Source organism: Saccharopolyspora shandongensis (assembly GCF_900106995.1).
Taxonomy (GTDB): Bacteria; Actinomycetota; Actinomycetes; order Mycobacteriales; family Pseudonocardiaceae; genus Saccharopolyspora; species Saccharopolyspora shandongensis.
Genome location: NZ_FNOK01000009.1, coordinates 133,585 through 160,213, shown reverse-complemented (window position 1 = coordinate 160,213; position 26,629 = coordinate 133,585). Strand labels below are relative to the sequence as shown.

Below are 26,629 nucleotides of genomic sequence, written 5' to 3'. Positions count from 1 at the left end.
TGAGTACTCCTGAAGTAATCGGATGCCCAGGGCGCGATCCGGCCCTGGGCATCCGATGACGGGATCAGTAGCGGTCCACCTTGGGCGGCTCGGCGGGCGAGCCGGACTTGCCGAGAGTGCCGTCGTAGACGCGCTTCCACTCGCCGTTGGTCGCGGCCTGCTCCAGGATGTCGTTGATCTTGTTGCGCAGGGCGCTGTCGTCGTGCGCGAGGCCGACGCCGTAGGGCTCCTCGGAGAACGGCTTGCCGACGACCTTCAGCTTGTCCGGGTCCTGCGCGGCGTAGCCCTTGAGGATGGCGTCGTCCGTGGTGACCGCCTCGACCTGGCGGTCGAGCAGCTGCTGCACGCACTCCGAGTAGCGCTGGAACTCGACGATGTTCTGCGGCTCGGTGAGCTGGTCCTGCTTGACCCGCTGGATCGGCGTCGAGCCGGTCGCGGAGCAGACCTTCTTGCCCTTGATCGACTCCTTGCCGGTGATGTCGGTGTTGTCCGCGCGCACCAGCAGGTCCTGCCCGGCCATGAAGTACGGCCCGGCGAAGCTGATCTGCTCCTTGCGCTTGTCGTTGATCGTGTAGGTGCCGACGTAGTAGTCGACCTCACCGGTGGAGATCGCCTGCTCGCGCGCGGTGGACGGGATCGGCTTGTAGTCGATCTGCGTGTTCGGGTCGAACCCGAGCTGCGCGGCGATCAGCCGGGCGACCTCGATGTCGAAGCCGGAGTACTGGTTGGTGACGGGGTCGCGGAAGCCCAGGCCCGGCTGGTCTTCCTTCACGCCGATCGTGACGCGGCCCTTCTGCTTCATCCGGTCGAACGTCGGAGAGCCCTGGACCTGCACGTTCTGGGCGACGTTCTGCTGGACCTGCGGTTCGCCGCCGCCGGGACCGCCTTCGCGCCCGCAACCGGTCAAGGCCAGCGCCAGCGACGCCGCCAGCACCGTCACCAGCCGAATTTTCTTGGCTCGCATTTCGTCTCGCTGCCTCTCTGTGCAGTGGGTCGGTCAGTGGGTGAGGATCTTGCCGAGGAAGTCCTTGGCGCGGTCGCTCTTCGGTGCACCGAAGAACTTCTCCGGCTCGGCGTCCTCGACGACCTCGCCGTCGGCCATGAAGAGCACGCGGTGTGCGGCGCGGCGCGCGAAACCCATCTCGTGGGTGACGACCACCATCGTCATGCCCTCGGCGGCGAGGCCGGTCATGACCTCCAGGACCTCGTTGACCATCTCCGGGTCCAGCGCCGAGGTCGGCTCGTCGAACAGCATCACCTTCGGCTTCATCGCGAGCGCGCGGGCGATCGCCGCGCGCTGCTGCTGCCCACCGGAGAGCTGTGCCGGGTACTTGTCGGCCTGGTTGGCGATGCCGACGCGCTCCAGGAGCTCCATGGCGGTTTCCCGGGCGGCGTCCTTGGCCTGCTTGCGCACCTTGATCGGACCCAGCGTGACGTTCTCCAGGATCGTCTTGTGGGCGAACAGGTTGAACTGCTGGAACACCATGCCGACGTCGGCGCGCAGTTCGGCCAGGGCACGGCCCTCGGCGGGCAGCGGAACGCCGTCGATCTCGATGCGGCCGGAATCGATCGGTTCCAGTCGGTTGATCGCGCGGCACAGCGTCGACTTGCCCGAGCCCGACGGCCCGAGCACGACGACGACCTGCCCTCGAGGCACCTCGAGATCAATCGCCCGCAGCACGTGCAAGGAACCGAAGTACTTGTCGACCGCGGACATCCGGATCATCGGGGAGTCCGTGGAAGCTGCGGCCATTCGTTCTCCTGAACGCATCGGAATTGGATTCGTTGGCCGAAACTTAAGCCTCAGCTGGGGGATAGTCCAGACAGAACGGGCCAGGTGAGATTGCAACTCGGTTACGCTCCGAAGTCGCCACGCGTGCCTGGTACCTCACTTGTAGTAACCGCATCGAGTGCGCCGAGGCCGCCGGGCGGGTGAATCTGCGATCTGACCAGGCGCTACCGTGGAACGGTGAGCACGAGGACCTACGAGATCCGAACTTTCGGCTGCCAGATGAACGTGCACGACTCCGAGCGGCTCGCCGGCATGCTGGAGGACGCCGGATACGTGCGCGCGGATTCCGATGCGGCTGACGTGGTCGTGTTCAACACCTGCGCGGTCCGTGAGAACGCCGACAACCGCCTCTACGGCACTCTCGGTCACATGCGCCCGGCCAAGGACCGCAACCCGGACATGCAGATCGCCGTCGGCGGCTGCCTGGCGCAGAAGGACCGCGACACGATCGTCAAGCGGGCCCCGTGGGTGGACGTCGTGTTCGGCACGCACAACCTCGGCTCGCTGCCGACCCTGCTGGAACGAGCCCGGCACAACCACGAGGCCGAGGTCGAGATCCTCGAGTCGCTGGACGTCTTCCCGTCCACGCTGCCCGCGCGCCGCGAGTCGGCCTACTCGGGCTGGGTGTCGGTCTCGGTCGGCTGCAACAACACCTGCACGTTCTGCATCGTGCCCGCGCTGCGCGGCAAGGAGAAGGACCGCCGCCCCGGCGAGATCCTCGCCGAGGTGCAGGCGCTGGTGTCCGAAGGCGTGCTCGAGGTGACGCTGCTGGGCCAGAACGTCAACGCCTACGGCGTCGAGTTCGGGGACCGCTTCGCGTTCGGCAAGCTGCTGCGCTCCTGCGGGGAGATCGAGGGGCTGGAGCGGGTTCGCTTCACCTCGCCGCACCCGCGCGACTTCACCGACGACGTGATCGAGGCGATGGCCGAGACGCCGAACGTGTGCCCGCAGCTGCACATGCCGCTGCAGTCCGGTTCGGACCGGATCCTCAAGGCGATGCGCCGCTCCTACCGCTCCGAGCGGTACCTGAACATCGTGCGGAATGTGCGCGAGGCGATGCCGGACGCGGCGATCACCACCGACATCATCGTGGGCTTCCCCGGCGAGACCGAGGAGGACTTCGAGCAGACGCTGGAGGTCGTGCGGCAGGCGCGGTTCTCCAGCGCGTTCACCTTCCAGTACTCGAAGCGGCCCGGCACGCCCGCCGCCGACATGCCCGACCAGCTGCCCAAGGAGGTCGTGCAGCAGCGCTACGACCGGCTGATCGAGCTGCAGAACGAGATCTCCTGGGACGAGAACAAGAAGCTGGTCGGCCGCCCAGTGGAACTGCTGGTCGCCGAGGGCGAGGGCCGCAAGGACTCGGAGACCCATCGGCTCTCCGGCCGGGCCCGCGACGGACGTCTGGTGCACTTCGCACCGACCGGCGCCGTCGACGGCGAGGTCCGGCCCGGCGACGTCGTGCACACCACGATCACCCGCGCCGCACCGCACCACCTGGTCGCGGACGCGGACATCACCGGACACCGGCGAACCACCGCCGGCGACCACTGGGAGGCGGGCGTGCGGCCCAAGACCTCCGGAGTCAGCCTCGGGCTGCCGTCGTTCGGAACCCCGCCGCCGCAGCCCGCCGAGCAGCAGGGATGTGCGTGTTGAGCAAGCCGGAAGGCGCGGACGAGTCGCGCCGCGAGCTGACCAAGTCGGAGCGCGAGGTCCTGCGCCGCATCGACCCCGGCTCGCGCGCGCTGGTGATCGCGTCGGTGATGCTCGTGCTCGTCCTGTGCTCGCTGCTGCCGTGGGCCGGCAGCGCGGCCGGCTGGCAGGTGCTGATGGGGCAGGCCGATCCGGCGCTCAAGGTCGGCCTGCTGCCGCGGCTGTTCGCGATCAACTCGACGATCGTCGGGATCGGTCTGGGCGCCCTGGCGCTGATCACCCGGCGGTGGATCGTCGCGTTCCTGGCCGGGCTCGCCGGCGTGGTGGTGACCTTCGAAGGCATGATCGCGATCTGGTCGCGCCAGACCAGCGGCGTGGAGAGCCCGTCGATCGGCCTGCTGCTCGCGGTGGCCTGCATGGCGATCCTGGCGATCCAGTGGATGCGGATCGTCTGGTCCCGCTCCTGACCCGACCGGTCGGAACGCGGTGATCGTCCGGTCGAAGTCGTAGCCTCGGCGGCATGTCACGAGACCTCGCCTGGGACGGCGGCTACAACATCCGCGATCTCGGCGGGCTACCCGCGGCGGCCGGTAGCAAGATCCGCCGGGGCGCGGTCGTGCGCTCCGCGAGCCCGGCGTTCCTGACCGAAGCGGGCTGGGCGCAGCTGTGGGAACACGGCGTCCGCACCGTCGTGGACCTGACCGACGACGGCGAGTCGCTGCCCGAGATCGCGGCGAGGCCACCGGGGCTGAGCAGCCTGAAGATGCCGCTGAACCCGGTGCACGACACCGAGTTCTGGGGGGTCTGGGGCAACCATCTGCACGGCACACCGCTGTACTACCGGCCGTTCCTCGACCGCTTCCCGGACCGCACGGCCGAGGTCGTCAGCGCGATCGCGCAGGCCGAACCCGGCGGGGTGCTCGTGCACTGCACTGCGGGCCGCGACCGCACCGGGATCATCGCGTTGGTACTGCTCGCGTTCGCGGGGGTGGCGGCCGACGAAATCGTCGCCGACCACCAGCTCAGCCACGACCGGCTGCGACCGATGTTCGACCGGCTCGGCAAGCCCGACCAGGAACCGTTCATCGACGAAGCGCTCGCCGAACGCGGCACCACCAAGCGCGAGGTCCTGCACTCGGCGCTCGACGCCTTCGACGCCGAGCAGCACCTGCGCGCCGGCGGCTGCGCCGACGCCGACCTCGACGCCCTCCGGGCGAGGCTGCTCGCGCCGCCCGCCTGACGGCGCGAGCGAAACGCCTACCGGCTGGCGATCGCCTGCTCCGCAGCCTCCAGCCACTCGCGCCACTGCGCGGCCTGCGCCTCCGCCTGCTTCGCACGGCGGTCGTCGCCCGCGGTGCGGGCCTTCTCGGCCTGCGCCTCGAACTGCTCCACGCGGTCGCGGAACTGGTCGACGCGGGCCTGCGCCTCCGGGTCGGTGCGCCGCCACTGCGCGTCGGCGGCCGCCCGCACCCGGTCGGCGACCGTGCGCAGCTTGCCCTCCAGCTCCCGCATCCGCTCCCGCGGCACCTTGCCGATCTCGTCCCAACGCTCCTGGACCCGCTGCAGGTGGGCCTGCGCGGCCTTGAGGTCGCCGGACGGGTCGATCTGGTCGGCCTCGACGAGCAGCTCTTCCTTCAGCTTGGCGTTCGCGGCGAATTCGGCGTCGCGTTCGGAGAACGCCTCCGAGCGGCGGCTGAAGAACCGGTCCTGCGCGGCGCGGAAGCGCTGCCACAGCGCCTCGTCGCTGTCCTTCGGGGCGCGGCCGGCGGCCTTCCAGTCGGCCATCAGCTGCTTGTAGCGGTTGGCCGTCTCGCCCCAGTCCGTGGACTCGGTCAGCGATTCGGCTTCCTCGACCAGATCCTGCTTGTGCGCCTTGGACGCCGCGCGCTGCCGGTCGAGTTCGGCGAAGTGCGAGCCCCGGCGGCGGCTGAAGGCGTCCCGCGCCTTCGAGAACCGGCGCCACAGCTGCTCGTCGGTCTTGCGGTCGACGCCGCGGACCTTCTTCCACTCGTCGAGGATCTGGCGCAGCCGGTCACCGGCGTTCTTCCAGTGCGTGGATTCGGTGGCGATCTGCTCGGCCTCGACGACCAGCGCCTCCTTGCGCGCGATCGCGTCCGCCCGGGCGCGTTCCTTCTCGTGCTTCGCGCCCTCGACGGCCTGCTCGGCACGCACCAGCAGGTGCTCGATCCGGACGGTCAACGCCGCCAGGTCGCCGATCACGGCGGCTTCGGCCAGCGACTCGTGCAGGTGCTTCGCGCTGGTCAGCGTGTGCTTCGGCTCGCCGGCGTGGGTGCCCAGCCGGGTTTCCAGCAGTTCGACCTCGGTGAGCAGGTCGTCGAACTTGCGCGCGTATAGGGCCAAGCCCTCGGCCGCATCACCGGCTTGCCAGGAACCGATCGCGCGCTCACCGTCGGGGGTGCGGACGTACACCGTGCCATCGGCGTCCACCCGTCCCCACTTGGTGGGATCTGCGGAAGCGGTCGGTACCGCCGGCGCTGCCGTGGGTGACCCGGTGGTGCTGGTGGTCGAGTCCGCGGCCGCCTTGTTGGCGACTGCCTCGGGGGTCGTGTCCTGGTGCGTCATGGCCGGCTTCCTCCTTGCGTGCCCGCTCCGATGCCCGTGTCCGGCACGGGCGCCCCGCATCGGCGGGGCCCAGCAAGCGTCGACCCGAACCGTTCGGTGGTCCGGCCGCCGCTGGCGCATTCAAACAGGTCAGGGCGCGAATCGGTACTCCGTCGCGGAAACGGTTCGCCGATGGACCGGCGCGCCGCGCGACGTGGTGACCGGGCCGGGCGCATGACCTGCACGGGTTCATTGTCATCAGGCACCTGTTCGGTCGCAGCGGGCAGGGGGCGGGAAACCCGCTCCGTGTCCTGCCGCCGGTGGCGACTCCCTGCTCCAGCCAACTCGCCCGTGACCTCTACCGTGCACAGGTGTGATCACCCGTGTCGCTGTGGTGCCCTACCCGCCGTTGCTGGTTCCCGAACTGACCGTGCGGGCCGACCCGGAAACCGCTCGTCTGCGGGGCGCCTGTCTGCGCGCCGTGTCCAGTCTGACTGAATCTGCCGCCGAATGGGTGGCCCTTGGCGTAGATCAGTCTGGACCGGTGGTGCTCGGGCCGGGCGCGGCGGGCACGTTCGCGGGCTTCGGCGTCGACGTCCGGGTGACGCTCGGCGGCGCCGGGACCCCGGACCCGCGGCTGCCGCTGCCTGCGCTGATCGCCGGCCTGTTGCGCGAGCAAGCGGGAGCGCGTTCGGCCACGACGCGCCTGCTGGCGCCGGACACACCGGTCGACGAATGCCAGCGGCTCGGCACCGAGTTGGCGGCCGAGGACGTCGGCCTGCTGGTGCTCGCCGACGGCACCAACCGCTCCGACGAGCGTTCGCCGTACCCGCCGGACGAGCGGGCCAAGCCGGTCGACGAGCAGATCCGCGCCGCTCTGGCCGACGTGGACACGAACGCGCTGCTCGCGCTGGAGCCGGAGCTGTGCGCGGAGCTGGGTGTCGCGGGTCGTGCCGCGCTGCAGGTCCTGCCCGGTGTCGTCGCGGCCAGCGGCGGTACGTGGCGAGGCGACCTCCTGTACTCGGCCACGCCGTACGGCGTCACCTACCACGTCGCCACCTGGACCCGCACGGCCTGAACGAGGGCAGTCACGCTGCCGCGAGGACCGCTGTGCGGCAGGCGCGGCGAGCGCTTCTAAGGTCGAGGGGTGCAGTCCCTTTCGCATCTGGTGGCGATCGTCGGTCCCACCGCCACCGGCAAGTCGGACCTCGGCATCGAGCTCGCCGCGGCGTTCGACGGCGAGGTGATCAACGCCGACGCCATGCAGCTCTACCGCGGGATGGACATCGGCACGGCCAAGCTGCCGCAGGCGGAGCGCCGCGGCATCCCGCACCACCTGCTGGACGTCCTCGACGTCACCGAGACCGCCTCCGTGGCGGCCTACCAGGAGCAGGCGCGCAGCGCCGTCGAAGACGTCCTCGCCCGCGGCCGGACGCCGGTGCTGGTGGGCGGCTCCGGCCTCTACGTGCAGGCGGTCGTCGACGACCTGTCGTTCCCCGGCACGGACGCCGAGGTGCGGGACAAGTACGAGCAGGAGCTGGCGAAGGTCGGCCCGGACGAGCTGCACCGGCGGCTGCGGGAGCTCGACCCGGTGGCCGCGGAAGCCATCCTGACCAGCAACGGTCGCCGCATCGTCCGGGCGCTGGAGGTCATCGAGATCACCGGCCGGCCGTTCTCGGCGAACCTGCCCAAGCCCGGACCGCCCCGCTACGGCGCGGTGCTGATCGGTCTGGACCGTCCGATCGAGGACCTGGACGACCGCGTTGACCGGCGGGTCACCAGCATGTTCGACGCCGGGCTGGTCGACGAGGTCCGGCAGCTGGAGCGGCTCGGACTCCGGCGAGGCCGCACCGCCGGCCGCGCGCTCGGCTACCAGCAGGTGCTCGCCGAGCTCGACGGGGCGGGCGACATGGCCGCCGCCGCGGCCGAGACCGCGAAGCTCACCCGCCGCTTCGTCCGGCGGCAGCGCTCCTGGTTCCGCCGGGACGGGCGGATCCACTGGTTCGCCGCCGCCGTGCCGACCCTGGCGACCGACGTCCGAGCGCTGCTGACCTCGGGCGCGGCTGCGCGTCAAGAGCCGTCCGGGCGAACGTAGACTGGCCGCGTGCATTCCTCCCAGGGCCCCGAGTTCGTCAAGGGCCACGGCACCCAGAACGACTTCGTCATCCTGCCCGACCCGGACGGCGCGCTGGTCCTCACCGACGAGCGGGTCCAGGCGCTGTGCGACCGGCACCGAGGCCTGGGCGCGGACGGCGTCCTGCGGGTGATCCGCGCCGGTGCGCTGGAGGACGCCCCAGCGGACGTGCCGGCCGACGTGTGGTTCATGGACTATCGCAACGCCGACGGCTCGATCGCCGAGATGTGCGGCAACGGCGTGCGGGTGTTCGCCCGCTACCTCGTCGACGCCGGGCTGGCCGCCCCCGGCGAGCTGCCGGTGGGCACGCGCGCGGGCGTTCGACCGGTCCGGATCCACGACGACGGCCGGGTCACGGTCGACATGGGCCCGGCCAAGGTCTTCGGCGAGTCCACCACCAGTGCCTCCGGCCACTCCTTCGCGGGGGTCGCGGTGGACGTCGGCAACCCGCACCTGGCCTGCGTGGGCGACGTCGACCTCGCCGAACTCGACCTGAAGACGGCGCCGCCGCACGACCACCACCTCTTCCCGCACGGCGTGAACGTCGAGTTCGTCCGGCCGATCGAGGGCGACCACGTCCAGATGCGTGTGCACGAGCGCGGGGTCGGCGAAACCCGATCCTGCGGCACCGGCACGGTCGCCGCCACGGTCGCGGCCCTGCGCGCGGCCGGCGTGGAAACCGGACGCCGGGTGGTCCACGTCCTGGGCGGTACTGTCGAGGTGGAGGTCACCGCGACGACCTCCACGCTCACCGGCCCCGCCGTGCTGGTGGCCCGCGGAAACCTCGATCCCACCTGGTGGCAGCAGCCGTAGGTGGGCGTCACAACAGTGCAAACGGGTAATCGCGGGCGCGACACGTGAAAATCGGTCGCGGACCGTGGGACAATGGTTTCGATATGAAAAAATCCCTGACCTGGTCCGCCGAGCCCGACCGCGACGCGGTCGAACCCGACGAATACGACCCCATCCTCACTGCGCAACCGTCCACGGGCGAGATGGAACTCGCAGACCGTGCGTCGCTGCGGCGGATCGCCGGGCTGTCCACCGAGCTCGCGGACATCACCGAGGTCGAATACCGCCAGCTCCGCCTGGAACGAGTGGTGCTGGTCGGAGTCTGGACCGACGGCGACGCAGCGCACGCCGACGCGTCGCTGGACGAGCTGGCGCGGCTCGCCGAGACCGCCGGCTCGCAGGTGCTGGAAGGCATCATCCAGCGTCGCGACCGCCCGGACCCCGGCACCTACGTCGGCTCCGGCAAGGTCCGCGAGCTGCGCGACGTCGTCGTGGCGACCGGGGCGGACACCGTCATCTGCGACGGTGAGCTCTCGCCCGGCCAGCTGCGGCAGCTGGAGGAGAAGCTCAAGGTCAAGGTCGTCGACCGGACGGCCTTGATTCTGGACATCTTCGCCCAGCACGCCCGGTCCAAGGAGGGCAAGGCGCAGGTCGAACTCGCCCAGCTCCAGTACTTCCTGCCGCGCCTGCGCGGGTGGGGTGAGGCGATGTCCCGGCAGGCCGGTGGCCGTGCCGGGGCGAACGGCGGCGTCGGCACCCGCGGTCCCGGTGAGACCAAGCTGGAGACCGACCGGCGGCGCATCCACAAGCGCATCGCCAAGCTCCGCAAGGAACTCGCCGCCATGCGCACGGTGCGCGGCACCAAGCGCGGTCGGCGCGAATCCAACGAGGTCCCCAGCGTGGCCATCGCCGGCTACACCAACGCAGGGAAGTCCAGCCTGCTCAACGCGTTGACCGGCGCCGGGGTTCTGGTGGAGGACGCGCTGTTCGCCACCCTGGACCCGACCACCCGCAGGGCCGCCACGCCGGACGGCCGCGAGTACACGCTGACCGACACGGTCGGTTTCGTCCGGCACCTGCCGCACCAGCTGGTCGAGGCGTTCCGCTCGACCCTCGAAGAGGTCGGGGGAGCGGACCTGCTGGTACACGTCGTGGACGGCTCCGAGGCCTCGCCGCACGAGCAGGTCGCCGCGGTGCGCGAGGTGCTGAACGAGATCTCCGAGGACCACGAGACGGCGATGCCGCCGGAACTGCTGGTCGTCAACAAGATCGACTCGGTCGACGCCACCCGGATGGCCGAGCTTCGGCGACTGTTGCCCAACGCGGCGTTCGTCTCCGCGCGAAGCGGCAAGGGCATCGAGGAGCTGCGCGAGGCCATCGCCGAGCGGCTGCCCCGACCCGACGTCTTCGTCGACGCGCTGGTGCCGTACACCCGCGGCGAACTCGTGGCGCGGGTGCACGCGGACGGCGAAGTGGTCGACGAGGAGCACACCCCGGAGGGCACCAGGATCCGCGCGAAGGTCCGGCCGGACCTGGCCAGCGCGCTCCAGCCGTTCGTGGGAATCGGGTGAGCACTGCCGGTGCGGGCGGCGCGGCTGCGGCCGCGCTGCTGCTGTCGGTGGCGTCGGGAGTGGTTCCAGCCGCCGCGGAGCAGCCGCTCGCACCGGTCGAGAAGTGCCGTGTCGGGGACAAGCGCCTAGCCGAGCTGTCCGGCCTCGCGTCGGACGGTTCCGCCTGGTACGCCATCGGCGATGGCGGCAGCTCGCTGCGGGTGTTCGTGCTCGACCCGGCCGATTGCTCGGTTCGCGGAGTCCGGACGGCCTCCAACGATCCGTACGACGTCGAAGACCTCGCGCTGGGACCCGACGGATCGCTCTGGCTGGCCGACACCGGTGACAACCGCCGCCGTCGGGACGACATCGCATTGCACGTGATGCCCCCGGGCGGCGGCGCGACGCTGTACCGCCTCACCTACCCGGACGGGCCGCACGACGCGGAAGCGCTGCTGCTCGACCGGGCCGGCGTGCCGCACATCGTCACGAAGGAGCCGCTCGGTGCTGCCGGGGTCTACCGCCCGAGCGCTCCCTTGGCGGCGGACCGCACGGTGCCACTGGAGCGGGTCGGTTCGATTTCGCTGCGTTCCACCCAAACCCCGGGCGGCCCGGTGCGCGGCGCGGTCGGTTCGGTGCTGGTGACGGGCGGGTCCGTGAGCTGCGACGGCACGCTGGTCGCCATCCGCACCTACACCGAGGCGTACGTGTACAACGCGCCGGACGGCGACCTGGTCGCGGCGTTCCAGCGCGAACCGCTGCGCATCCCGTTGCCGAACGAGCAGCAGGGCGAGGCGATCGCTTGGGAGCCGGACGGTGCTTTGTTGTCCGGGTCCGAAGGAAACCAGCCGGTCCGCCACATCCCCGGAGTCGCGGCGGCCGCGCGAACGTCCGGTGAGCAAGGCGAGGACACTGCGGCTCCGCCGCCGGGCGGTGACGCGGACCAGGCCCAGCCGCCTGCGTCCCCGGTCGGTACCGGGATGTCCACGGGACAGGCCCTGCTGCTCGCGGCCGCGCTGTCCGGGCTGCTCATCTTCGTGACCCGTCGGCTGCGCCGCCGCACCCGCTAGAACCGCCGACTCGAGCGGCCTTCGTTAGCGCTTCGCATCAATTGCGGTGTGGCCACCATGCGTTGACCGTCGCCGCTGCGGGATTCTCCGACTCGTGTCGAGCCGGAGAATCCCGCAGCGAGCGTCCGGCGGGGGCGCCGGCTGGCCGAAGCTCAGAGGCGTCGCAGCACCGCGACGACCTTGCCCAGGATCGCCGCGTCATCGCCGAGGATCGGCTCGTAAGCCGGGTTGTGCGGCATCAGCCACACGTGGTCGTCGGTCCGCTTGAACGTCTTCACGGTCGCTTCGCCGTCGATCATCGCGGCCACGACGTCGCCGTTGTCCGCGTCGGGCTGCTGGCGCACGGCGACCCAGTCGCCGTCGGTGATGGCGAGGTCCACCATCGAGTCGCCGACGACCTTGAGCAGGAAGAGCGTGCCGTCGCCGACGATCTCCTTCGGCAGCGGGAAGACGTCCTCGATGGACTCCTCCGCCAGGATCGGGCCACCGGCCGCGATCCGGCCCACCACCGGCACGTACGCGGGCTTGGGCTGTCCGGCCATCTCGGGGGAGTCGAGCTCACCGCCGACGAGCACGCCTACGGTGCGTGGTCGGTGCGGATCTCGGCGCAGGTAGCCCTTTCGTTCGAGCACGCGGAGCTGGTACGCCACCGACGACGTCGAGGTGAGTCCGACGGCGTCGCCGATCTCGCGGACGCTTGGCGGATACCCGTGCTCGCGCATCCACTTCCTGATGGCCTCCAGCACCTTCAGCTGGCGGTCGCTGAGCTCATCGGTCCCGCTGGGCTGCTCGGGCAGGGTGTGCACGTCGGCCCGGGAGTCGTCGTCCTTGACGTCCTGTACGCGGCCCTTGATCGAGCCGGTCGCATTCCTCGCCACCGCTGCCTCCTGTCCGTGTGAACTGCTCCGTGTGAACTGCGGTGCTGATCGCGGGGGCGTGTCGGTCCGCCCGATTTCCACAGTAGACGCGAGAAACCCAGAGATCAAACACCTGTTCGAGTTAATTTTGGGCCTCAAGTCTCGCCTTGCGGTGTGCTCGTGGTACACAATCGCACGCAGGTTCGATCGAACATTTATTCGATCATGGTCTCGGGTGTGGGAGGCGTCATGACCACGTTCATCGATGCGGCGAGGGCGCGTTCTGTCGAGCGGGAGGTCGCCGGCCGGCAGTCGGTCGTGGTACCGCGGCCGCGCCACGGCGTCCGGCGGGCGCCCGGGCGTGTCGTTTTCCGCGCGCAAAGCGTGCCTGCCGAGGAGTCGGTCGCGGCGTGCGGCCGGGCTCGCCGGAGCGGCGAGTGGCTTTGGTTGACCTCGGTGGCGATCTTCACTTTTCTCATTGTCATGCTGGTGGGGTTCTTCGGGCTCGGCGACGCGCCGGTGGCGGGCGGCAACGCGGTCGTCGAAGTGCACGCCGGGGACACGTTGTGGGGGATCGCGGGCCGGGTGGCGCCGGACAGCGACCCGCACGCCATCGTTGCGAAGATCGTCGAGCTCAGCGGGCTGGACGAGGCCGTCCTCGAGACCGGCCGCCTGCTGGTGGTCCCGGCCGGTGATTGATCGGTGCCCTGGCCGGCGCCGACCGGTGATCGATCGACTGCCGGTCGTCGTCGGGTGGTCGCCGCAGGCGTGAGTGCTGGCCCGTGGCGGCCCGGTGCCCGAGGGTCTAGGCCGGCGGTTTCGGCGGCGACCAGCGGGTTCTCGCGGCCGGTGTCGATCGGCGTCTGCCGGGCGCGCCGCGAGGGTGTGTCGAGTTTGCGTCGCGGTGCGCCGCGGATTAGAGTCGACCACAACATCTAGTAGTTACGTCCGTGTATTTCGTCCATGGGTTGGGCTTGTAGGGTGTTCGAGCGCCCACGGACGGTGAGTTGGTCGACGGTCGCCGTGGGGTGGTCGCGGCCAAGCTGGGGAAGGGGGGTGAGGGCCGGTGCGGTGCCCGTTCTGTCGCGGCGAGGATTCCCGGGTCGTCGATTCGCGCGAGGTCGAGGAAGGCCAGGCGATCCGGCGCAGGCGATCGTGCTCGACGTGCGGTCGGCGGTTCACGACCATCGAGGAACTTGTGCTTTCGGTGGTCAAGCGTTCCGGCGTCACCGAGCCCTTCAGTCGCGAGAAAGTGGTCCGCGGCGTGCGGCGCGCCTGCCAGGGGCGCCCGGTCGAAGAGGACGCGCTGCAGCAGCTCGCGCACCAGGTGGAGGACACGGTCCGGTCCCTCGGGGTCTCCGAGCTGCCCAGCCACGAGGTGGGGCTGGCGATCCTGGGACCGCTGCGGGAGCTGGACGAGGTCGCCTACCTGCGGTTCGCGAGCGTCTACCGGGCGTACTCCTCTGTGGAGGACTTCGAGAAGGAAATCGCCGACCTCCGCGCGGCGCGGCGCGCCACGCAGGCCGGTGCGGAGCAGAACGCGGAGAGCGGCCGTGAGTAAGCCGCGTCGGCGGACGCCCCGCCGAGGGGGCGGAAACGCAAAGCGTCAGTCGGCGGCCCAGGGTGGGGCGCCGCTGAGGATTGAGGCACGACCGAACCGGACGGGGAGCCCGGACGGGGCCGACGAAGCACGACGAGCGAGCGACACGCGCGCGATCAAGAAGGAAGAGGGTCAGGTCATGACAGAGACCGTCGGTAGCCCGGCCGGCGCATCGGGGGAGTCGGCAGCAGGTGCCCGCGAGGGCATCCGGGTGCAGCGCGTCTACACCACTGAGGGGGTGCACCCCTACGACGAGGTCAAGTGGGAGCGCCGCGATGTGGTGATGACCAACTGGCGGGACGGGTCGGTCAACTTCGAACAGCGCGGGGTCGAGTTCCCCGACTTCTGGTCGCTGAACGCCGTCAACATCGTCACCAGCAAGTACTTCCGCGGCGCGGTGGGCAGCGACGAGCGGGAGAGCAGCCTCCGGCAGCTCATCGACCGCGTCGTGCTGACCTACGTCGCGGCGGGCGTCGAGCACGGTTACTTCGCAACCGACGCCGACGCCGAGATCTTCGAGCACGAGCTGACCTGGATGCTCATGCACCAGGTGTTCAGCTTCAACTCGCCGGTCTGGTTCAACGTGGGCACCAAGTCCCGGCAGCAGGTGTCGGCCTGCTTCATCCTGTCCGTCGACGACACGATGGAGTCGATCCTCGACTGGTACAAGGAAGAGGGCCTGATCTTCAAGGGCGGTTCGGGCGCCGGCCTGAACCTGTCCCGCATCCGCTCCTCGCGGGAGCTGCTGTCCTCGGGCGGCACCGCGTCCGGCCCGGTGTCGTTCATGCGCGGCGCGGACGCGTCCGCTGGCACCATCAAGTCCGGCGGTGCGACCCGCCGCGCGGCGAAGATGGTGGTGCTGGACGTCGACCACCCGGACATCGAGGAGTTCATCGAGACCAAGGCGCGCGAGGAGCACAAGATCCGTGCGCTGCGCGACGCCGGTTTCGACATGGACCTCGGCGGCGCCGACTCCAACTCGGTGCAGTACCAGAACGCCAACAACTCGGTGCGCGTCTCCGACGAGTTCATGCGCGCGGTCGAGAGCGACGGCCGGTTCGGCCTGCGGGCCCGGATGACCGGCGAGGTGCTGGACACGGTGCAGGCCCGCGACCTGTTCCGCAAGTTGGCGAAGGCCGCCTGGGACTGCGCGGACCCGGGCATCCAGTACGACGACACGATCAACGACTGGCACACCTCGCCGGAGACGGGCCGGATCACCGCGTCCAACCCGTGCTCGGAGTACATGCACCTGGACAACTCCAGCTGCAACCTGGCCTCGCTGAACCTGCTGAAGTTCATGCGCGATGACCTGACCTTCGACGCCGAGCTGTTCGAGAAGGCCGTCGAGTTCGTCATCACCGCGATGGACATCTCGATCTGCTTCGCGGACTTCCCGACCGAGGCGATCGGCGACACCACCCGCAAGTTCCGGCAGCTGGGCATCGGCTACGCCAACCTGGGCGCGCTGCTGATGGCCACCGGCCACGCCTACGACTCCGATGGCGGCCGTGCGCTGGCGGCGGCGATCACCTCGCTGATGACCGGTACCGCGTACAAGCGGTCGGCGGAGCTGGCCGGCGTGGTCGGCGCGTACGAGGGCTACGCCCGCAACGCCGAGGCCCACCAGCGCGTGATGCGCAAGCACGCGGCGGCCAACGACCTGGTCCGCACCTACCACCGCAACGACGCCGCCGTGCACAAGCTGGCGACGAAGGTGTGGCAGGAGGGCCTGGAGATCGGTGCCCGCAACGGCTGGCGCAACGCGCAGGCCTCGGTGCTGGCCCCGACCGGGACCATCGGCCTGATGATGGACTGCGACACCACCGGCATCGAGCCGGACCTGGCGCTGGTCAAGTTCAAGAAGCTGGTCGGCGGCGGCTCCATGCAGATCGTCAACCAGACGGTGCCGCGCGCGCTGCAGGCGCTGAACTACCAGGACGAGCAGATCGAGGCCATCGTCGAGTACATCGCCGAGCACGGCCACGTGGTCGACGCGCCGGGCCTGCGGCAGGAGCACTACGAGGTCTTCGACTGCGCGATGGGCGAGCGCTCGATCGCGCCGATGGGCCACGTGCGGATGATGGCCGCGGTGCAGCCGTTCATCTCGGGCGCGATCTCCAAGACGGTGAACATGCCGGAGTCGGCGACCGTCGAAGAGGTCGAGCAGCTGTACTTCGAGGGCTGGAAGCTGGGCCTCAAGGCGCTGGCGATCTACCGCGACAACTGCAAGGTCGGCCAGCCGCTGTCGGCGGGCAAGGGCGACAAGGGCGAGTCGGAGAAGGCGGTCGAGAAGCAGATCGAGTACCGCCCGGTCCGCAAGCGCCTGCCGAAGAAGCGCCCGAGCCAGACGGTGTCGTTCACCGTCGGCGGCGCCGAGGGCTACCTGCACGCCGGTTCGTATCCGGACGACGGGCTGGGCGAGATCTTCGTCAAGCTGGGCAAGCAGGGTTCGACGCTCGCCGGTGTCATGGACGCCTTCTCGATGTCGATCTCGGTGGGTCTGCAGTACGGCATCCCGCTGGAGTTCTACGTCTCGAAGTTCCAGAACCTGCGCTTCGAGCCGGCCGGGATGACCGACGACCCGGACATCCGGATGGCCAGCAGCGTGCTGGACTACCTGTTCCGCAGGCTCGCGCTGGACTACCTGCCCTACGAGAAGCGGGCCCAGCTGGGCGTCTTCACCGTCGACGAGCGGGAGGCGCAGGTCAACGGCACCGATGTGGCGCCGGCCGGACAGGAGGCGGCCGTCGAGCTGGACACGATGCGTTCCACTGTGGACTACTCGAAGAAGGCCGACGAGCAGCGGGCGGGCAGCTCGACCGAGCTGCTGGAGCTGCGCCTGGGCAAGGCCGCGGACGCGCCGCTGTGCATGACCTGCGGCACCAAGATGCGTCCGTCGGGCTCCTGCTACCTCTGCGAGGGCTGCGGTTCCACCTCCGGCTGCAGCTGATCTCAGCACGAGGTTCGAGGTGAACTAGCTGGTCACAGGGGGTGTCAACCGCTTCGGTTGGCACCCCCTGCCGGCTAACCCGACTGCCCGTCCGATGCATCGGATGCGACGGGACGGACCGTCGACCAAGTGATTTTCGCTTGCCCGGCAGGCGAAACTGATTCCGTGACGATCGACTACGCCCTGGCGGGTTACCGCGTTGCTTCGCGAGCCACTCGGCAGGATTGGCAGGATGTAGGTCTGCCGAGCGCTGATCTGGTTTCAGCGAGTGAGTGTGTGGTGGACCTGCTGGCGGCAGACCCACACGGCTGGGATGACTGGTTCGGCGACTCGGAATCGGCTGAACAAGCACGTATCCAGGCGAATCGTGTTGGTCTACACGTGCTCGGGGTGGGCATCGCCTCCCGGGACATTCCGGCGTTGTCGGCTGACATGGCCGAAGGCGGGCGGGAAGCAGCGGGCGGCCTGCCGGAACGGCTGGCGCGGCGGGAGCCCGTCCCCGCAGGTCGGCTGCTCGGTTTCGAGTTGGTCGGCTACGACTGCGGGCTCTGGCACACCTGGACCTGCCTCGGTGGTCTCGTCCGGGATGTCGGGCACGCGACCGGCGTCCGTCCTGGGCGATGGGGCTTGATCCAGGATGAGCGGCAAGCTCGTCGGGCGGCTGACTGGCTCACGGCTTCCAAACTCGGCGACCCCAAGGTCTTCCTATGGGTGGCGGCCATGCTGGTCGCAGTCCCAGGCGCCAGGGAACGCGCACGTTCGGAATGAGCCCCCTGCGTCGGCAGGTCGGGATTCATCGCGCATACAGCAACATCAGGCACCTGAAGCCACGGCGTGAAGGTGCTGTTGGAAGGGGAGTCGGCCGATTCGGCCGGCTCCCCTTTTGCGTGCGTGGGGAGCCTGGGCCCGGGACAGACCCAAGACATTCCTTGACAAGAATATTCTGTTGAGTGAATACTTTGGCGCATGGACCAGATCGCATCAGCGCTTGGCGACGGCGCGCGGTGGCGCATCGTCGAGCTCCTCGCCGAGCGGCCCCGGTCTGTCGGTGAACTGGCCGAGCTGACCGGTTTGCGGCAGCCGCAGACCACCAAGCACCTCCAGACCCTCGCCCGTGCCGGTCTCGTGGCGGTCTTCCCGCTGGGGCAACGGCGCGTCTACGCGGTCGAGACGGCGCCGCTGGGGGAGCTCGCGGGACGGCTGCGGGAACTGGTCGAGGCCGCCGAAGCGCACGAGGGCGAGCGAGATGTCATCGCGCGCTACCGCGCCGCCATCGAAGCGGAATCCGCGGTCGCGGAACGGGATCGGTGGGCGGACGATCGCGCCTTCTCGTTCGAGCGCGTGCTGACCGCGCCCCGCGACGCCGTCTGGCGACACTGGGCCGATCCGGGCCTGCTCGCCTCTTGGTGGGCCCCACCGTCGATGACGGTCACCGACTGCTCCCTTGAACCGAAGCCAGGTGGTCGCGCCGTCCTCGAGTACCGAGACGCCGAGGGTCGGAAGTACCGCTCCGAGGGACGGGTCCGCGCCGCGAAGGAACCCGAGCACCTCGTCTTCGACCTTTCGGTGCTGGATTCAGCAGGTGCGGTCTCGTTCAGCGGCCACTACGACCTGGCCTTCGCCGAGGTCCCGGGCGGCACCCGGCTGCGGCTCGGCTTGCGCATCACCGAGACGACCGTCGAGGCCGTCCCCTACATCGCCGGGATCGAAACCGGTTGGGGCCAGGTGCTCGACAACTTCGCCGACGTCGTCGGCAAATCCCAGCGCGCAGCCGAGGCGGCGCATGACGAGGAAGAGGAAGTGCAGGCATGAGCAACTCGACCGGCCGCAAGGTGACCGCGAACCTGGCTCTCACGCTCGACGGGCGTTACAACGGCCCCGGCGGGCCCGGCGATTTCGGTGCGATCGCCCCGTACACGACCACCGAGGTCGCCCGGAACCACCTCGCCCGCATCTGGGAGTCCGCGACGACGGCGGTGCTCGGCCGGATCAATGCCGAGGGGTTCCTGGGGTACTGGCCGACAGTGGCCGCCGACGGGAACGCCGATCCGCGCGATCGCGGATATGCGAAGTGGCTGGTCGGCGCGGAGAAGGTCGTCCTGTCCACCACCCTGACCGAAGCGCCGTGGGAACGCGCCCGAGTTGTGAACGCCCCCGCCGCCGACGTCGTCGCCGAGCTCAAGGCCACCGGCGAGGGCGACATCCTCGTCAACAGCAGTGCGAGCGTCATCAAGCCGCTGCTGTCGGCGGACCTGATCGACCGGCTGTACCTCCTGATCGTCCCCGAGATCGCCGGCGGCGGGCAGCGGCTCTTCGACGACGGCCTGCCGGGTTCGAAGTGGACGCTGGCCCGCCAGGAAACCGGCGAGCTGGGCGAGGTCGCCGTGGTCTACGACCGCGCGCGCTGACGACTGCGAGCCAACAGTAGACCGGTCTGAATCCGGGATGGGCGAGCGGAAATTCCGTGGCCCCGGCGTTGGCGCGAGCGCCACACTGGCTCGGTGACCGACGAAATCAGTCATCTCGCCTTGCCGGTCGTCGTCCCCGATCCCTGGAAGGTCGGGACGCTCGTCGAGGTGCGGCCGCTGGTCGATGGTGTTGACATCGTCGCCGAGGGATTCCCGAAAGAACCAGCTGAGTCCCCGTACGTTCTTCTGCGGCCGGAAAGTCCGCTGGTGGCGACCGCCGAATCGCACGAGGTTCGGCTGGCCGAAGCCGCCTGCGTGGAGGAGTGCTGCGGCGCGCTGTACGTGACGATCCGTCGGGATGGCGAGCACATCGTCTGGTACGGGTGGCGCGATCCTGGCAGCGTCGACATCGGTCTGCCCGAATTCCGGTTCGATGCGAAGCAGTACCAGGCAGAGATCGACCGGGCCTGCGCGGACCGCAGCTGGGAATGGACGGCGTGCACCGTGGCAAGGCTGTTGGAACAGGACCTCGGGCGACGGGTTGCATGGTTCGAGCGGTGGGATTGTCAGCTGCTTTCGGTGCGCTCCTATCCCTGGGAGCGCGACCGGATCAACCTCTTCTTCGGGCGCCCGCGTGGGATGCCCACAGGCGGATCGTGGTCGCAGTTCATGGTCACACTGCTCGTGTCCGACGCCGATCCAGCAGTGCAGGCCGGAGAAATCGCCGAGCGCCTGCTCGCAACGGATCCCCGCGAATTCGGCAAGTCGGAGGAGCGGGCCAGCCAGTGCGGTGACCGTTCCGCCTTCTCTTGATCAGCCTCGGCGTGCTGCAGCGGCCGAACTCAAGGCGCCCTGCAGTGCGCCGAGGCACACCTCCCGCAGTTCTGCGCGGGAGAACGCCTCGTTCGCCAGCCACTCCACGCAGATCGCGCGGACGAACACCAGCCATGCGTGCAGCGCGGCCGATGCGACCTCGTGGCTCAGGCCGTCGAGTTCGGCGGAGTTGAGGATGCGCTGCCGGAGTTGCCCCAGCTCGTCGGCGATGATCGCCTGGATCACCGGGTCGCCCGACAGCGTGCGGTTCGCGGCCAGCACGGTCTGCCGGTTCGCGACGAAGTAATCGATGTGCGCGTCCAGGCCCGCCGACACCTGTTCGGCCAGCGGGCGGGCGGGATCGACCTTCGCCGCGTCCAGCAGTTCGTCGGCCGCGCGCCGGTAGATCGCGGCGAACAGGTCGCGCTTGCTCGCGAAGTATCGGTACAGGTTGGCCCGGGAAATCCCGGCCAGCTCCGCCACCTCCTCCATCAGCACGTCGTCGTAGGGCCGCGTCGCGAACAGGTGCGCGCCGATTTCGAGCAGCTCGCCGCGACGCTGGTCCGGTGGTAGTCGCCGTCGTGCTCCCATGCCGGAAACACTAATTGACGCGTGTCTCGCAGCAGTCGTACGCTCTCCCCGTTAAGAGACACATGTCTAGTAAGGCGGGTGCGGTGACCGGTCCAGAGATAGCGAGTGGCAGGGCGAAGGCGATCGCCGTTCCCAGCGATGTCAGAGCGCGCGCCTCGCTGCCGAAACCCGACTACCAGGACGCATTCGCCGTCGACACCGAAGAGGAGGTTCCCCGGGACGCCGAACGCTGGATCCGGGAGGTTTTCGAATCGGCCCCAACGCCCGTCCGCGCCTTCCTCCGGGTCGGCTGGTCGATGTTCGGCGCGCAACTCGGCCCGACGAAATCCCCTGAGCACGTCCTGGGCTGGCAGATCAGCGAGCAGCACCAGGATTGGATTCGGCTGGAAGTCCTCTGGAAGATCGGATTGCGGGCGAACCTGGTGTTGCGCGCGCGATCGTCCTCGATCGTGCTGGCGACCTTCGTCGAACACCGGCGCCGGGCCGCTCGAATCCTCTGGCCGGCGCTGATTCCCGTCCACCACCTCGCTCTGCGCTACCTGCTCTCCCGCGCCGTCACGCAAGCCCGTTCTGAAATCGCCTAAGCTGGGTGCGGGTCGTGACTGGCGTTCGGGTGGAGCACCACCGGGGAACGGCCCGGGCCGGCTGATCGTCGGCTCGCAGCCGCGCGCCTGGGTGCCATCGGAAGACCGACGCCCGAGGAGCGAACGTGGCCGAAACCCTTGATGTTCCCCTGATGTCCGGTACCGGGCCGGCGCGCGAGATCATGGCTCGTGTCGCCGAGCGCGCAGCGCGATTCGAGCAGCGGACGGGCGAAAAGCCTTGCCTGGCGACCGTTCTGGTCGGCGATGACCCGGCATCGGCTACTTACGTGCGGATGAAGCGGAACCGGTGCGCGAAGCTCGGCATCGAGTCGCGGCACGTTCCCCTTCCGGCTGCCACCACGACGGAAGCGCTGGTCGCCGCGATCAGCGAGCTGGCCGATGATCCTGCTGTGCACGGGATCCTGCTCCAGCATCCGGTTCCCGGGCACATCGACGAGCGCGCGGCGTTCGATGCCATCCCGGTCGGCAAAGACGTCGACGGCGTCGGCTCGTCGTCGTTCGCCGCGATGGCGTTCGGCCGCGACGGCTTCGCCTCGTGCACGCCGGCGGGGATCATCCGTCTCCTCGACGCCTACGGCGTGGACCCGAGCGGCAAGCACGCCGTCGTGATCGGGCGCAGTCCCATCCTGGGGAAGCCGATGGCCATGTTGTTGCTGGCGCGCGACGCCACCGTCACGGTCTGCCATTCGAAGACCGGCGATCTGCCGTCCATCGTGCGGACCGCGGACATCGTCGTCGCCGCGGTGGGCAAGCCGGAGTTCGTGCGGGGCGAATGGATCAAACCCGGCGCGGTCGTGGTCGATGCGGGTTACAACGAGGGCAACGTCGGGGATGTGGCGTTCGATGAGGCCGCTACCCGGGCGGGACTGCTCACGCCCGTCCCTGGCGGGGTGGGGCCGATGACGATCGCACTGCTGATGGAGCAGACCATCGAGGCCGCATTCAGGCAGGCGCGGCTTCTCTGACGTGACCGGTGGCGTCAGAGAAGGTGCCCGTACCGCTGGTTCAGGTCGTCGGTGGTGTCCGCGCTCTCCTCGCTGTCGGTGTAGCCCGACTCCCACGGCACCGCGCAGGGGGAGTTGTGTTCGGGGTCCGGGCAGATGACGCGGGTGAGCTCGTCGCGGAGGACGTCCATCTGCGGGCGGGAGGCGAGCAGGCCGACCCGGACCTGGTGGATGCGCCGGGATCCGGGGTCGGCTTCGGGATGCCCGAACCGCCATTGCCGGGGGAGGTCCTCGTAGTACTCGGCGAGCGGCGTGGCCGCCGAGTTCTCCTGTCGTGCAACGGAAAGCTGGTACGGCACTGCGCGGCCGTCCAGCAACCGGGTCCATCCTTCGGTGAGCTGCGCTGCGTCTTCTTCGGTCGCGTAGAAGCCGATTTGGATCTCGAAGAGGCGTTCAGGCGGCACGGGTTCTCCAGGACGGGCAGCGGTTGGCGGTGCATTCGACGGTAGCGCGGGGCACGGGGCCAGCGCTCGCCCTTTTCTCGTTGCCCGGGTTCTCCGGCGGTTGGTGCGGTGAGGCCGAACTTCCGGCGGTAGGCAGTGGGTGTGGGGCTGCGACCACGTGGTCGCAGCCGGTGCTCGCCGCGCTCGATCACCACCACGACAGGCGGAGCGGGAAGCCGCCCGGTTCCCCGCTTCCGCCGGTGACTTCGCGGTGGCGCGGGTCAGGCCGTTACCGACCGCAGGCCCTCCCGGTACGTCGGGAACTGCGGCGCCCAGCCCAGCTCGCGCTTGGCCTTGCCGTTGTCCAGCCGGATGTGCGTGCCGACCAGCAGGGAATGCAGGTAGGGGGTGACGCGCAGCAGCCAGCCGGGAATCCGTCGCGGGGTGGGCGCACCGGCGACGGCCGCCACGGCGTCGAGGTAGTCGTCCATGCCGACCGGCTCGTCGTCGACGATGTTGTAGGCCTGACCGGCGCGGCCGCGTGCGAGCGCGGCGACCGTCGCGGAGGCGGCGTCGGCGATGTGGACGAGGTGCATGGTCGCCGCCGGGCGGGGCACCGGAAGCCGGCGTCGCCGGGCCATGTCCATCATCGAGCGGGTGGATCGCTCGGGCCCGTAGAACAAGCCGTAGCGCAGCGCGATGCCGTCGATGTCCGCTGCGCCGAGCACCTGGTCCTCATTCGACCGAAGCGATCTCAGGTGGCGGCCGAAGGGGCCGTGGCTGGGCTGCCCGTACGGGTGCTCCTCGGTGAGGCGGGCCGGGCCGTGGTCGCGCCAGCCGTAGCCGAGGAAGAACGACTGCGTGATGAAACGGGTTGCCCCCAGGTTCTTCGCCGCGCGCAGCAGGTTGCGGGTGCCTTCCTCGCGCAGTGCGTCGGTGGCGTAGAGATCGCGGTGGAACGTCGGTGTGCGGGTGATCGCTGTGGCCTGGTGGATCACTGCATCGGCGGTTTGCCCGTCGAGGGCGGTGAGCAGCGCGTCCGCGTCCATCACGTCTGCGACCACGGGTTGGACCCCCGCGGCGCGCAGGCGTTCGGCCCCGCTGCTCGTGCGGGTGAGTCCGAGCACGGTATGGCCTTCGTCGAGCAGCAGGGGGAGTAGCTCGGAGCTGATCGTTGCCGTTGCTCCGGCGAGCACGATTCTCATGTCAGATCTCCGTTCTGGTCGTCGAGCTGCGCAGGCTGCGCATCCGGGCCGCGAGCGCGAGCGCGGCGATGGCTGCAACGGCCAGCAGGGACCACGCGTCGGACGGGCGGCCGCCGCCTGCGTCGAGCAGGTGGTTGATCGCATGCAGGATGGTGGTGAACACGAAGCCCGCCAGCACGACGGCGAGGACGTCGCGCCACCACAGCGCGGCGAGCATCATCAGGCCGATGCCGATCTGGAACACCCCGGCGTCGTGGAGGAAGTGCTCGTGGTTCGGCCAGTTGGCCCACTGCGCGAAGCTCGCGGGCGCGAACCGGCACCAGGCGCCGATGATCATCATCATGGCCGCCCCCAGGACGGTGACCGTCGTGATGAAGGCGTGTCGGCGGGTTTTCAATCTGCTGCCCTCCCAGATCGGGCGAAATCAAGCGTCCGTGCAACAGACGAGATCGGCCGGGCGGATGTGACAGGGCCTCGTCCCGGTCGAACCGGTCGCTCTGCCCGGACCGTATTGGACAGAGCGTTCCAAAAATTGGTAGGGTCGCCGCATGGCACGACCGAGGTTGTTCGACGAAGAGCGGGCGCTGGAAGCGGCGATGCGCACCTTCTGGGCGAACGGCTACGAGGCCACCTCCACGCAGGACCTGTGCGAGGCGACCGGCCTCGGGCGCAGCAGCATCTACAACACCTTCAGCAGCAAGCACGATCTGTTCATGCGCGCGCTGACCCGCTACATCAACACGACCTCGGCCGTTCAGCTCGCGATCCTGGAGGATTCCGGGCGATCCGAGGTGGATCGCATCCGCGCGCTGTTCGCCGTGATCGTCGACACCGAGCTGGAGAACCGTCGCGACGGGCGCAGTTTCGGTTGCCTGACGGTTAACTCCACCGTTGAGCTCGCCGGGCGCGATCCGGAGGCCGCGAAGCTGCTCGATCGCGACACCGAGGCGCGGCTGGCCGGCCTGCAGGCCGTGATCGAGGCGGGGCAGCGGGATGGCGGGATCGCGTCCGCGCGCGATGCCGATTCGCTGGCCCGTTTCATCAACGCGGTGATCGGCGGCATGCGGATCGCCGGGCAGGCCGGTGCGGACCGGGCCGTCCTCGAGTCCATCGCCGAAACCGCCATGGACGCGTTGGCCCGCTGAAATCGCATTCGTCCACTGCGTGCTCTTTTGTGCCCAAGTTTTGAACTGATCAATCTAAAACATGGAGAGCGTCATGCCACGCGCCGTCTACATACTCGCCCTCGGCATCTTCGCCATGGTGACCAGCGAATTCGTGGTCGCCGGACTGATGCCGCAGATGGCCGAGGGGCTGTCGGCCACCATTCCCCAGATCGGCTACCTCATCACGGCGTTCGCGGCGGCGATGGCCTTCGGCGGACCGTTCCTCACCGTCGCGCTGCTGAAGATGAGCCCGAAACTCGCGCTGCTGGCCCTGTTCGCGATCTTCCTCGCGGGCAACCTGCTCGCGGCCACCGCCACCGGCTACGTCCCCATGCTGGTGGCCCGCATCGTGACCGGCATGGCTTCTCAGGCGTTCTTCGGGATCGCCATCTCGCTCAGCGCGCAGCTGACCCGCCCGGAGGTGCGCGGTCGGGCCATCGCGGTCGTGATGAACGGCCTGATGCTCGGCACCTTGCTGGGCATGCCGCTGTCCACATTGGTCGGTGAGCGGTTCGGCTGGCGGGCGGCGTTCTGGGCCATCGCCGCGCTCACTGTCGCCGCCGCGCTGTGCACCGTGCTCGGCGTGCCGAAGCTGGGGCGCGCCGACGGCGAGGGGAACTTCCGGCAGGAGCTCGTCGCGTTCCGCAAGCCGAAGCTGTGGTTGGTGCTGACCACCAGCACGCTCATCATCGGCGCCACCTTCGCCGCCTTCAGCTACTTCAACCCGATCCTCACCCAGGTCACCGGGTTCAGCACCGGCGCCGTCCCGCTGCTGCTCGTCGCCTACGGCGCCGCCACGGTGGTCGGCAACACGATCGTCGGACGCCTCGCCGACCGGTACACGATCCCGGTCCTGCTCGGCGGACTGGTCCTGAACGCGGGCTTCCTCATCGGCTTCGCGCTGCTGGCGCACCTCAGCGTGCCCGCGGTCGTCTTCATGCTCGGCATCGGCCTGGTCGGGGTCACCATGAACCCGGCGATGATCACCCGAGTGCAGCGCACCGGCAACGCTCGGCCGCTGGTCAACACGGTGCACTCGTCCTTCATCACGTTTGGCGTGATCATCGGGTCCTGGATCGGCGGGCTGGCCATCGACGGATTCGGCCTGCGGGCACCGCTCTGGCTGGGCGCGGGCCTGGCGGCGATCGGCATCGTCACGCTCCTGCCCGACCTCGTCCGTCGGCGGCGGCCCGTGGCGCAGCCCGCCGCGGAACCGAGCCTCGCGAGCCAGTAGCCCGCATGCGTGAGTGGCGGTGGCCGCCCCGGCGAGCCACTGCCGCTCACGCCGTCCGGCTAGACTCCGTGGCGTGACGACACCCGTTCATGCTGCTGTGGTCGGTTAGTTCCGGGCTGCTGCCCCCACCGGCCGATCGACGTGCCCGTGCCCGCCGGCCGGGATGTTCGTGCTGATCCAGCGACCCCGCTGTTGCTCGCCGGGTGCCGGGGCGTAAGCCGTCCACTTCTCACCTTTCGCAGGTCGCTGACCTGCGCTCG

Annotated in this window: 27 protein-coding genes and 1 riboswitch; of the genes, 19 read left to right on the top strand and 8 right to left on the bottom strand. The window is 69.5% G+C overall.

Annotated features, from left to right (window positions below; translation table 11 throughout):
- Positions 1 to 64 precede the first annotated feature (64 nt).
- Positions 65 to 964: a glutamate ABC transporter substrate-binding protein gene (locus tag BLW84_RS12505; RefSeq protein ID WP_093265104.1), complete on the bottom strand. Its 900-nt coding sequence runs from the start codon at positions 962 to 964 to the stop codon at positions 65 to 67.
- Positions 965 to 997: 33 nt separating this feature from the next.
- Positions 998 to 1,726 (bottom strand): amino acid ABC transporter ATP-binding protein, encoded by a 729-nt coding sequence (locus tag BLW84_RS12500; protein ID WP_177226429.1) that lies wholly within the window; start codon positions 1,724 to 1,726, stop codon positions 998 to 1,000.
- A gap of 243 nt (positions 1,727 to 1,969) precedes the next feature.
- On the opposite strand from BLW84_RS12500, the gene miaB reads away from it, so the two are divergent.
- The 3 genes from miaB to BLW84_RS12485 are packed head-to-tail and all read left to right on the top strand — an operon-like array spanning position 1,970 to position 4,682.
- On the top strand, positions 1,970 to 3,445 hold the full coding sequence (gene miaB, locus BLW84_RS12495) for a tRNA (N6-isopentenyl adenosine(37)-C2)-methylthiotransferase MiaB (RefSeq protein WP_281247389.1): 1,476 nt from the start codon (positions 1,970 to 1,972) through the stop codon (positions 3,443 to 3,445).
- Entirely contained in the window at positions 3,433 to 3,909 is a 477-nt protein-coding gene (locus tag BLW84_RS12490; protein WP_177226420.1) for an Rv2732c family membrane protein, read from the top strand. The genes miaB and BLW84_RS12490 overlap by 13 nt, the downstream gene beginning before the upstream one ends.
- 53 nt (positions 3,910 to 3,962) lie before the next feature.
- On the top strand, positions 3,963 to 4,682 hold the full coding sequence (locus tag BLW84_RS12485) for a tyrosine-protein phosphatase (protein ID WP_093265100.1): 720 nt from the start codon (positions 3,963 to 3,965) through the stop codon (positions 4,680 to 4,682).
- Between the two features lie 17 nt (positions 4,683 to 4,699).
- Here BLW84_RS12485 and BLW84_RS12480 read toward each other — a convergent pair whose 3' ends face one another.
- A complete protein-coding gene (locus BLW84_RS12480; RefSeq protein ID WP_093265098.1) occupies positions 4,700 to 6,025 on the bottom strand; it encodes a DUF349 domain-containing protein in 1,326 nt (441 codons plus the stop codon).
- A 352-nt stretch (positions 6,026 to 6,377) separates the two neighbouring features.
- On the opposite strand from BLW84_RS12480, the gene BLW84_RS12475 reads away from it, so the two are divergent.
- From BLW84_RS12475 to BLW84_RS12455, 5 genes are all read left to right on the top strand, one after another.
- A complete protein-coding gene (locus BLW84_RS12475; RefSeq protein WP_093265097.1) occupies positions 6,378 to 7,082 on the top strand; it encodes a class III extradiol ring-cleavage dioxygenase family protein in 705 nt (234 codons plus the stop codon).
- A gap of 69 nt (positions 7,083 to 7,151) precedes the next feature.
- Positions 7,152 to 8,099 carry a tRNA (adenosine(37)-N6)-dimethylallyltransferase MiaA gene (miaA, locus tag BLW84_RS12470; protein WP_093265095.1) on the top strand — a complete coding sequence of 316 codons (948 nt, stop codon included), beginning with the start codon at positions 7,152 to 7,154 and terminating at the stop codon, positions 8,097 to 8,099.
- A gap of 9 nt (positions 8,100 to 8,108) precedes the next feature.
- Positions 8,109 to 8,951 carry a diaminopimelate epimerase gene (dapF, locus tag BLW84_RS12465; RefSeq protein WP_093265094.1) on the top strand — a complete coding sequence of 281 codons (843 nt, stop codon included), beginning with the start codon at positions 8,109 to 8,111 and terminating at the stop codon, positions 8,949 to 8,951.
- A 182-nt stretch (positions 8,952 to 9,133) separates the two neighbouring features.
- The gene (gene hflX, locus BLW84_RS12460) at positions 9,134 to 10,501 is read left to right on the top strand and encodes a GTPase HflX (protein WP_218157301.1); all 1,368 of its coding nucleotides are present in this window, start codon (positions 9,134 to 9,136) and stop codon (positions 10,499 to 10,501) included.
- Positions 10,498 to 11,550: an NHL repeat-containing protein gene (locus BLW84_RS12455; RefSeq protein ID WP_093265092.1), complete on the top strand. Its 1,053-nt coding sequence runs from the start codon at positions 10,498 to 10,500 to the stop codon at positions 11,548 to 11,550. Before hflX ends, BLW84_RS12455 begins: the two co-directional genes overlap by 4 nt.
- A gap of 152 nt (positions 11,551 to 11,702) precedes the next feature.
- Here the strand turns inward: BLW84_RS12455 and lexA are convergent, their stop codons facing one another.
- Positions 11,703 to 12,428 (bottom strand): transcriptional repressor LexA, encoded by a 726-nt coding sequence (gene lexA / locus BLW84_RS12450; RefSeq protein WP_093265091.1) that lies wholly within the window; start codon positions 12,426 to 12,428, stop codon positions 11,703 to 11,705.
- A 228-nt stretch (positions 12,429 to 12,656) separates the two neighbouring features.
- On the opposite strand from lexA, the gene BLW84_RS49010 reads away from it, so the two are divergent.
- The 7 genes from BLW84_RS49010 to BLW84_RS12415 all read left to right on the top strand — a co-directional run bounded on the left by BLW84_RS49010 (position 12,657) and on the right by BLW84_RS12415 (position 20,181).
- A complete protein-coding gene (locus tag BLW84_RS49010; RefSeq protein WP_245761096.1) occupies positions 12,657 to 13,106 on the top strand; it encodes a LysM peptidoglycan-binding domain-containing protein in 450 nt (149 codons plus the stop codon).
- Between the two features lie 367 nt (positions 13,107 to 13,473).
- Positions 13,474 to 13,968, top strand: coding sequence for a transcriptional regulator NrdR (gene nrdR / locus BLW84_RS12440; protein WP_093265089.1), 495 nt, complete (start codon positions 13,474 to 13,476; stop codon positions 13,966 to 13,968).
- A 178-nt stretch (positions 13,969 to 14,146) separates the two neighbouring features.
- Positions 14,147 to 16,960 (top strand): vitamin B12-dependent ribonucleotide reductase, encoded by a 2,814-nt coding sequence (locus tag BLW84_RS12435; protein ID WP_093265088.1) that lies wholly within the window; start codon positions 14,147 to 14,149, stop codon positions 16,958 to 16,960.
- Positions 16,961 to 17,125: 165 nt separating this feature from the next.
- Positions 17,126 to 17,728, top strand: coding sequence for a hypothetical protein (locus BLW84_RS47405; RefSeq protein WP_177226419.1), 603 nt, complete (start codon positions 17,126 to 17,128; stop codon positions 17,726 to 17,728).
- A 198-nt stretch (positions 17,729 to 17,926) separates the two neighbouring features.
- Positions 17,927 to 18,772, top strand: a complete 846-nt coding sequence (locus BLW84_RS12425) for a metalloregulator ArsR/SmtB family transcription factor (protein ID WP_093265086.1) — start codon at positions 17,927 to 17,929, stop codon at positions 18,770 to 18,772.
- Complete coding sequence (locus BLW84_RS12420) at positions 18,769 to 19,368, top strand: dihydrofolate reductase family protein (RefSeq protein WP_093265084.1); 600 nt, start codon at positions 18,769 to 18,771, stop codon at positions 19,366 to 19,368. Before BLW84_RS12425 ends, BLW84_RS12420 begins: the two co-directional genes overlap by 4 nt.
- A 93-nt stretch (positions 19,369 to 19,461) precedes the next feature.
- On the top strand, positions 19,462 to 20,181 hold the full coding sequence (locus BLW84_RS12415) for a hypothetical protein (RefSeq protein ID WP_143060929.1): 720 nt from the start codon (positions 19,462 to 19,464) through the stop codon (positions 20,179 to 20,181).
- On the opposite strand, the gene BLW84_RS12410 is transcribed toward BLW84_RS12415, so the two are convergent.
- Positions 20,182 to 20,772, bottom strand: a complete 591-nt coding sequence (locus BLW84_RS12410) for a TetR/AcrR family transcriptional regulator (RefSeq protein WP_093265081.1) — start codon at positions 20,770 to 20,772, stop codon at positions 20,182 to 20,184.
- 83 nt (positions 20,773 to 20,855) lie between these two features.
- Between BLW84_RS12410 and BLW84_RS12405 the strand changes: the two genes are divergently transcribed.
- Positions 20,856 to 21,356 carry a hypothetical protein gene (locus BLW84_RS12405; protein ID WP_093265080.1) on the top strand — a complete coding sequence of 167 codons (501 nt, stop codon included), beginning with the start codon at positions 20,856 to 20,858 and terminating at the stop codon, positions 21,354 to 21,356.
- A 4-nt stretch (positions 21,357 to 21,360) separates the two neighbouring features.
- A riboswitch (ZMP/ZTP riboswitch) is annotated at positions 21,361 to 21,456 on the top strand.
- A gap of 52 nt (positions 21,457 to 21,508) precedes the next feature.
- Positions 21,509 to 22,342: a bifunctional 5,10-methylenetetrahydrofolate dehydrogenase/5,10-methenyltetrahydrofolate cyclohydrolase gene (locus BLW84_RS12400; protein ID WP_093265078.1), complete on the top strand. Its 834-nt coding sequence runs from the start codon at positions 21,509 to 21,511 to the stop codon at positions 22,340 to 22,342.
- A gap of 14 nt (positions 22,343 to 22,356) precedes the next feature.
- Here the strand turns inward: BLW84_RS12400 and BLW84_RS12395 are convergent, their stop codons facing one another.
- From BLW84_RS12395 to BLW84_RS12385, 3 genes are all read right to left on the bottom strand, one after another.
- A complete protein-coding gene (locus BLW84_RS12395) occupies positions 22,357 to 22,785 on the bottom strand; it encodes a hypothetical protein (RefSeq protein WP_093265077.1) in 429 nt (142 codons plus the stop codon).
- Between the two features lie 260 nt (positions 22,786 to 23,045).
- Complete coding sequence (locus BLW84_RS12390; protein WP_093265075.1) at positions 23,046 to 23,969, bottom strand: NAD-dependent epimerase/dehydratase family protein; 924 nt, start codon at positions 23,967 to 23,969, stop codon at positions 23,046 to 23,048.
- A 1-nt stretch (position 23,970) separates the two neighbouring features.
- Entirely contained in the window at positions 23,971 to 24,366 is a 396-nt protein-coding gene (locus BLW84_RS12385) for a hypothetical protein (RefSeq protein WP_245761095.1), read from the bottom strand.
- Positions 24,367 to 24,532: 166 nt separating this feature from the next.
- Between BLW84_RS12385 and BLW84_RS12380 the strand changes: the two genes are divergently transcribed.
- Complete coding sequence (locus BLW84_RS12380; RefSeq protein ID WP_245761094.1) at positions 24,533 to 25,114, top strand: TetR/AcrR family transcriptional regulator; 582 nt, start codon at positions 24,533 to 24,535, stop codon at positions 25,112 to 25,114.
- Positions 25,115 to 25,187: 73 nt separating this feature from the next.
- Positions 25,188 to 26,369, top strand: coding sequence for an MFS transporter (locus BLW84_RS12375; protein ID WP_093265071.1), 1,182 nt, complete (start codon positions 25,188 to 25,190; stop codon positions 26,367 to 26,369).
- Positions 26,370 to 26,629: the final 260 nt, after the last annotated feature.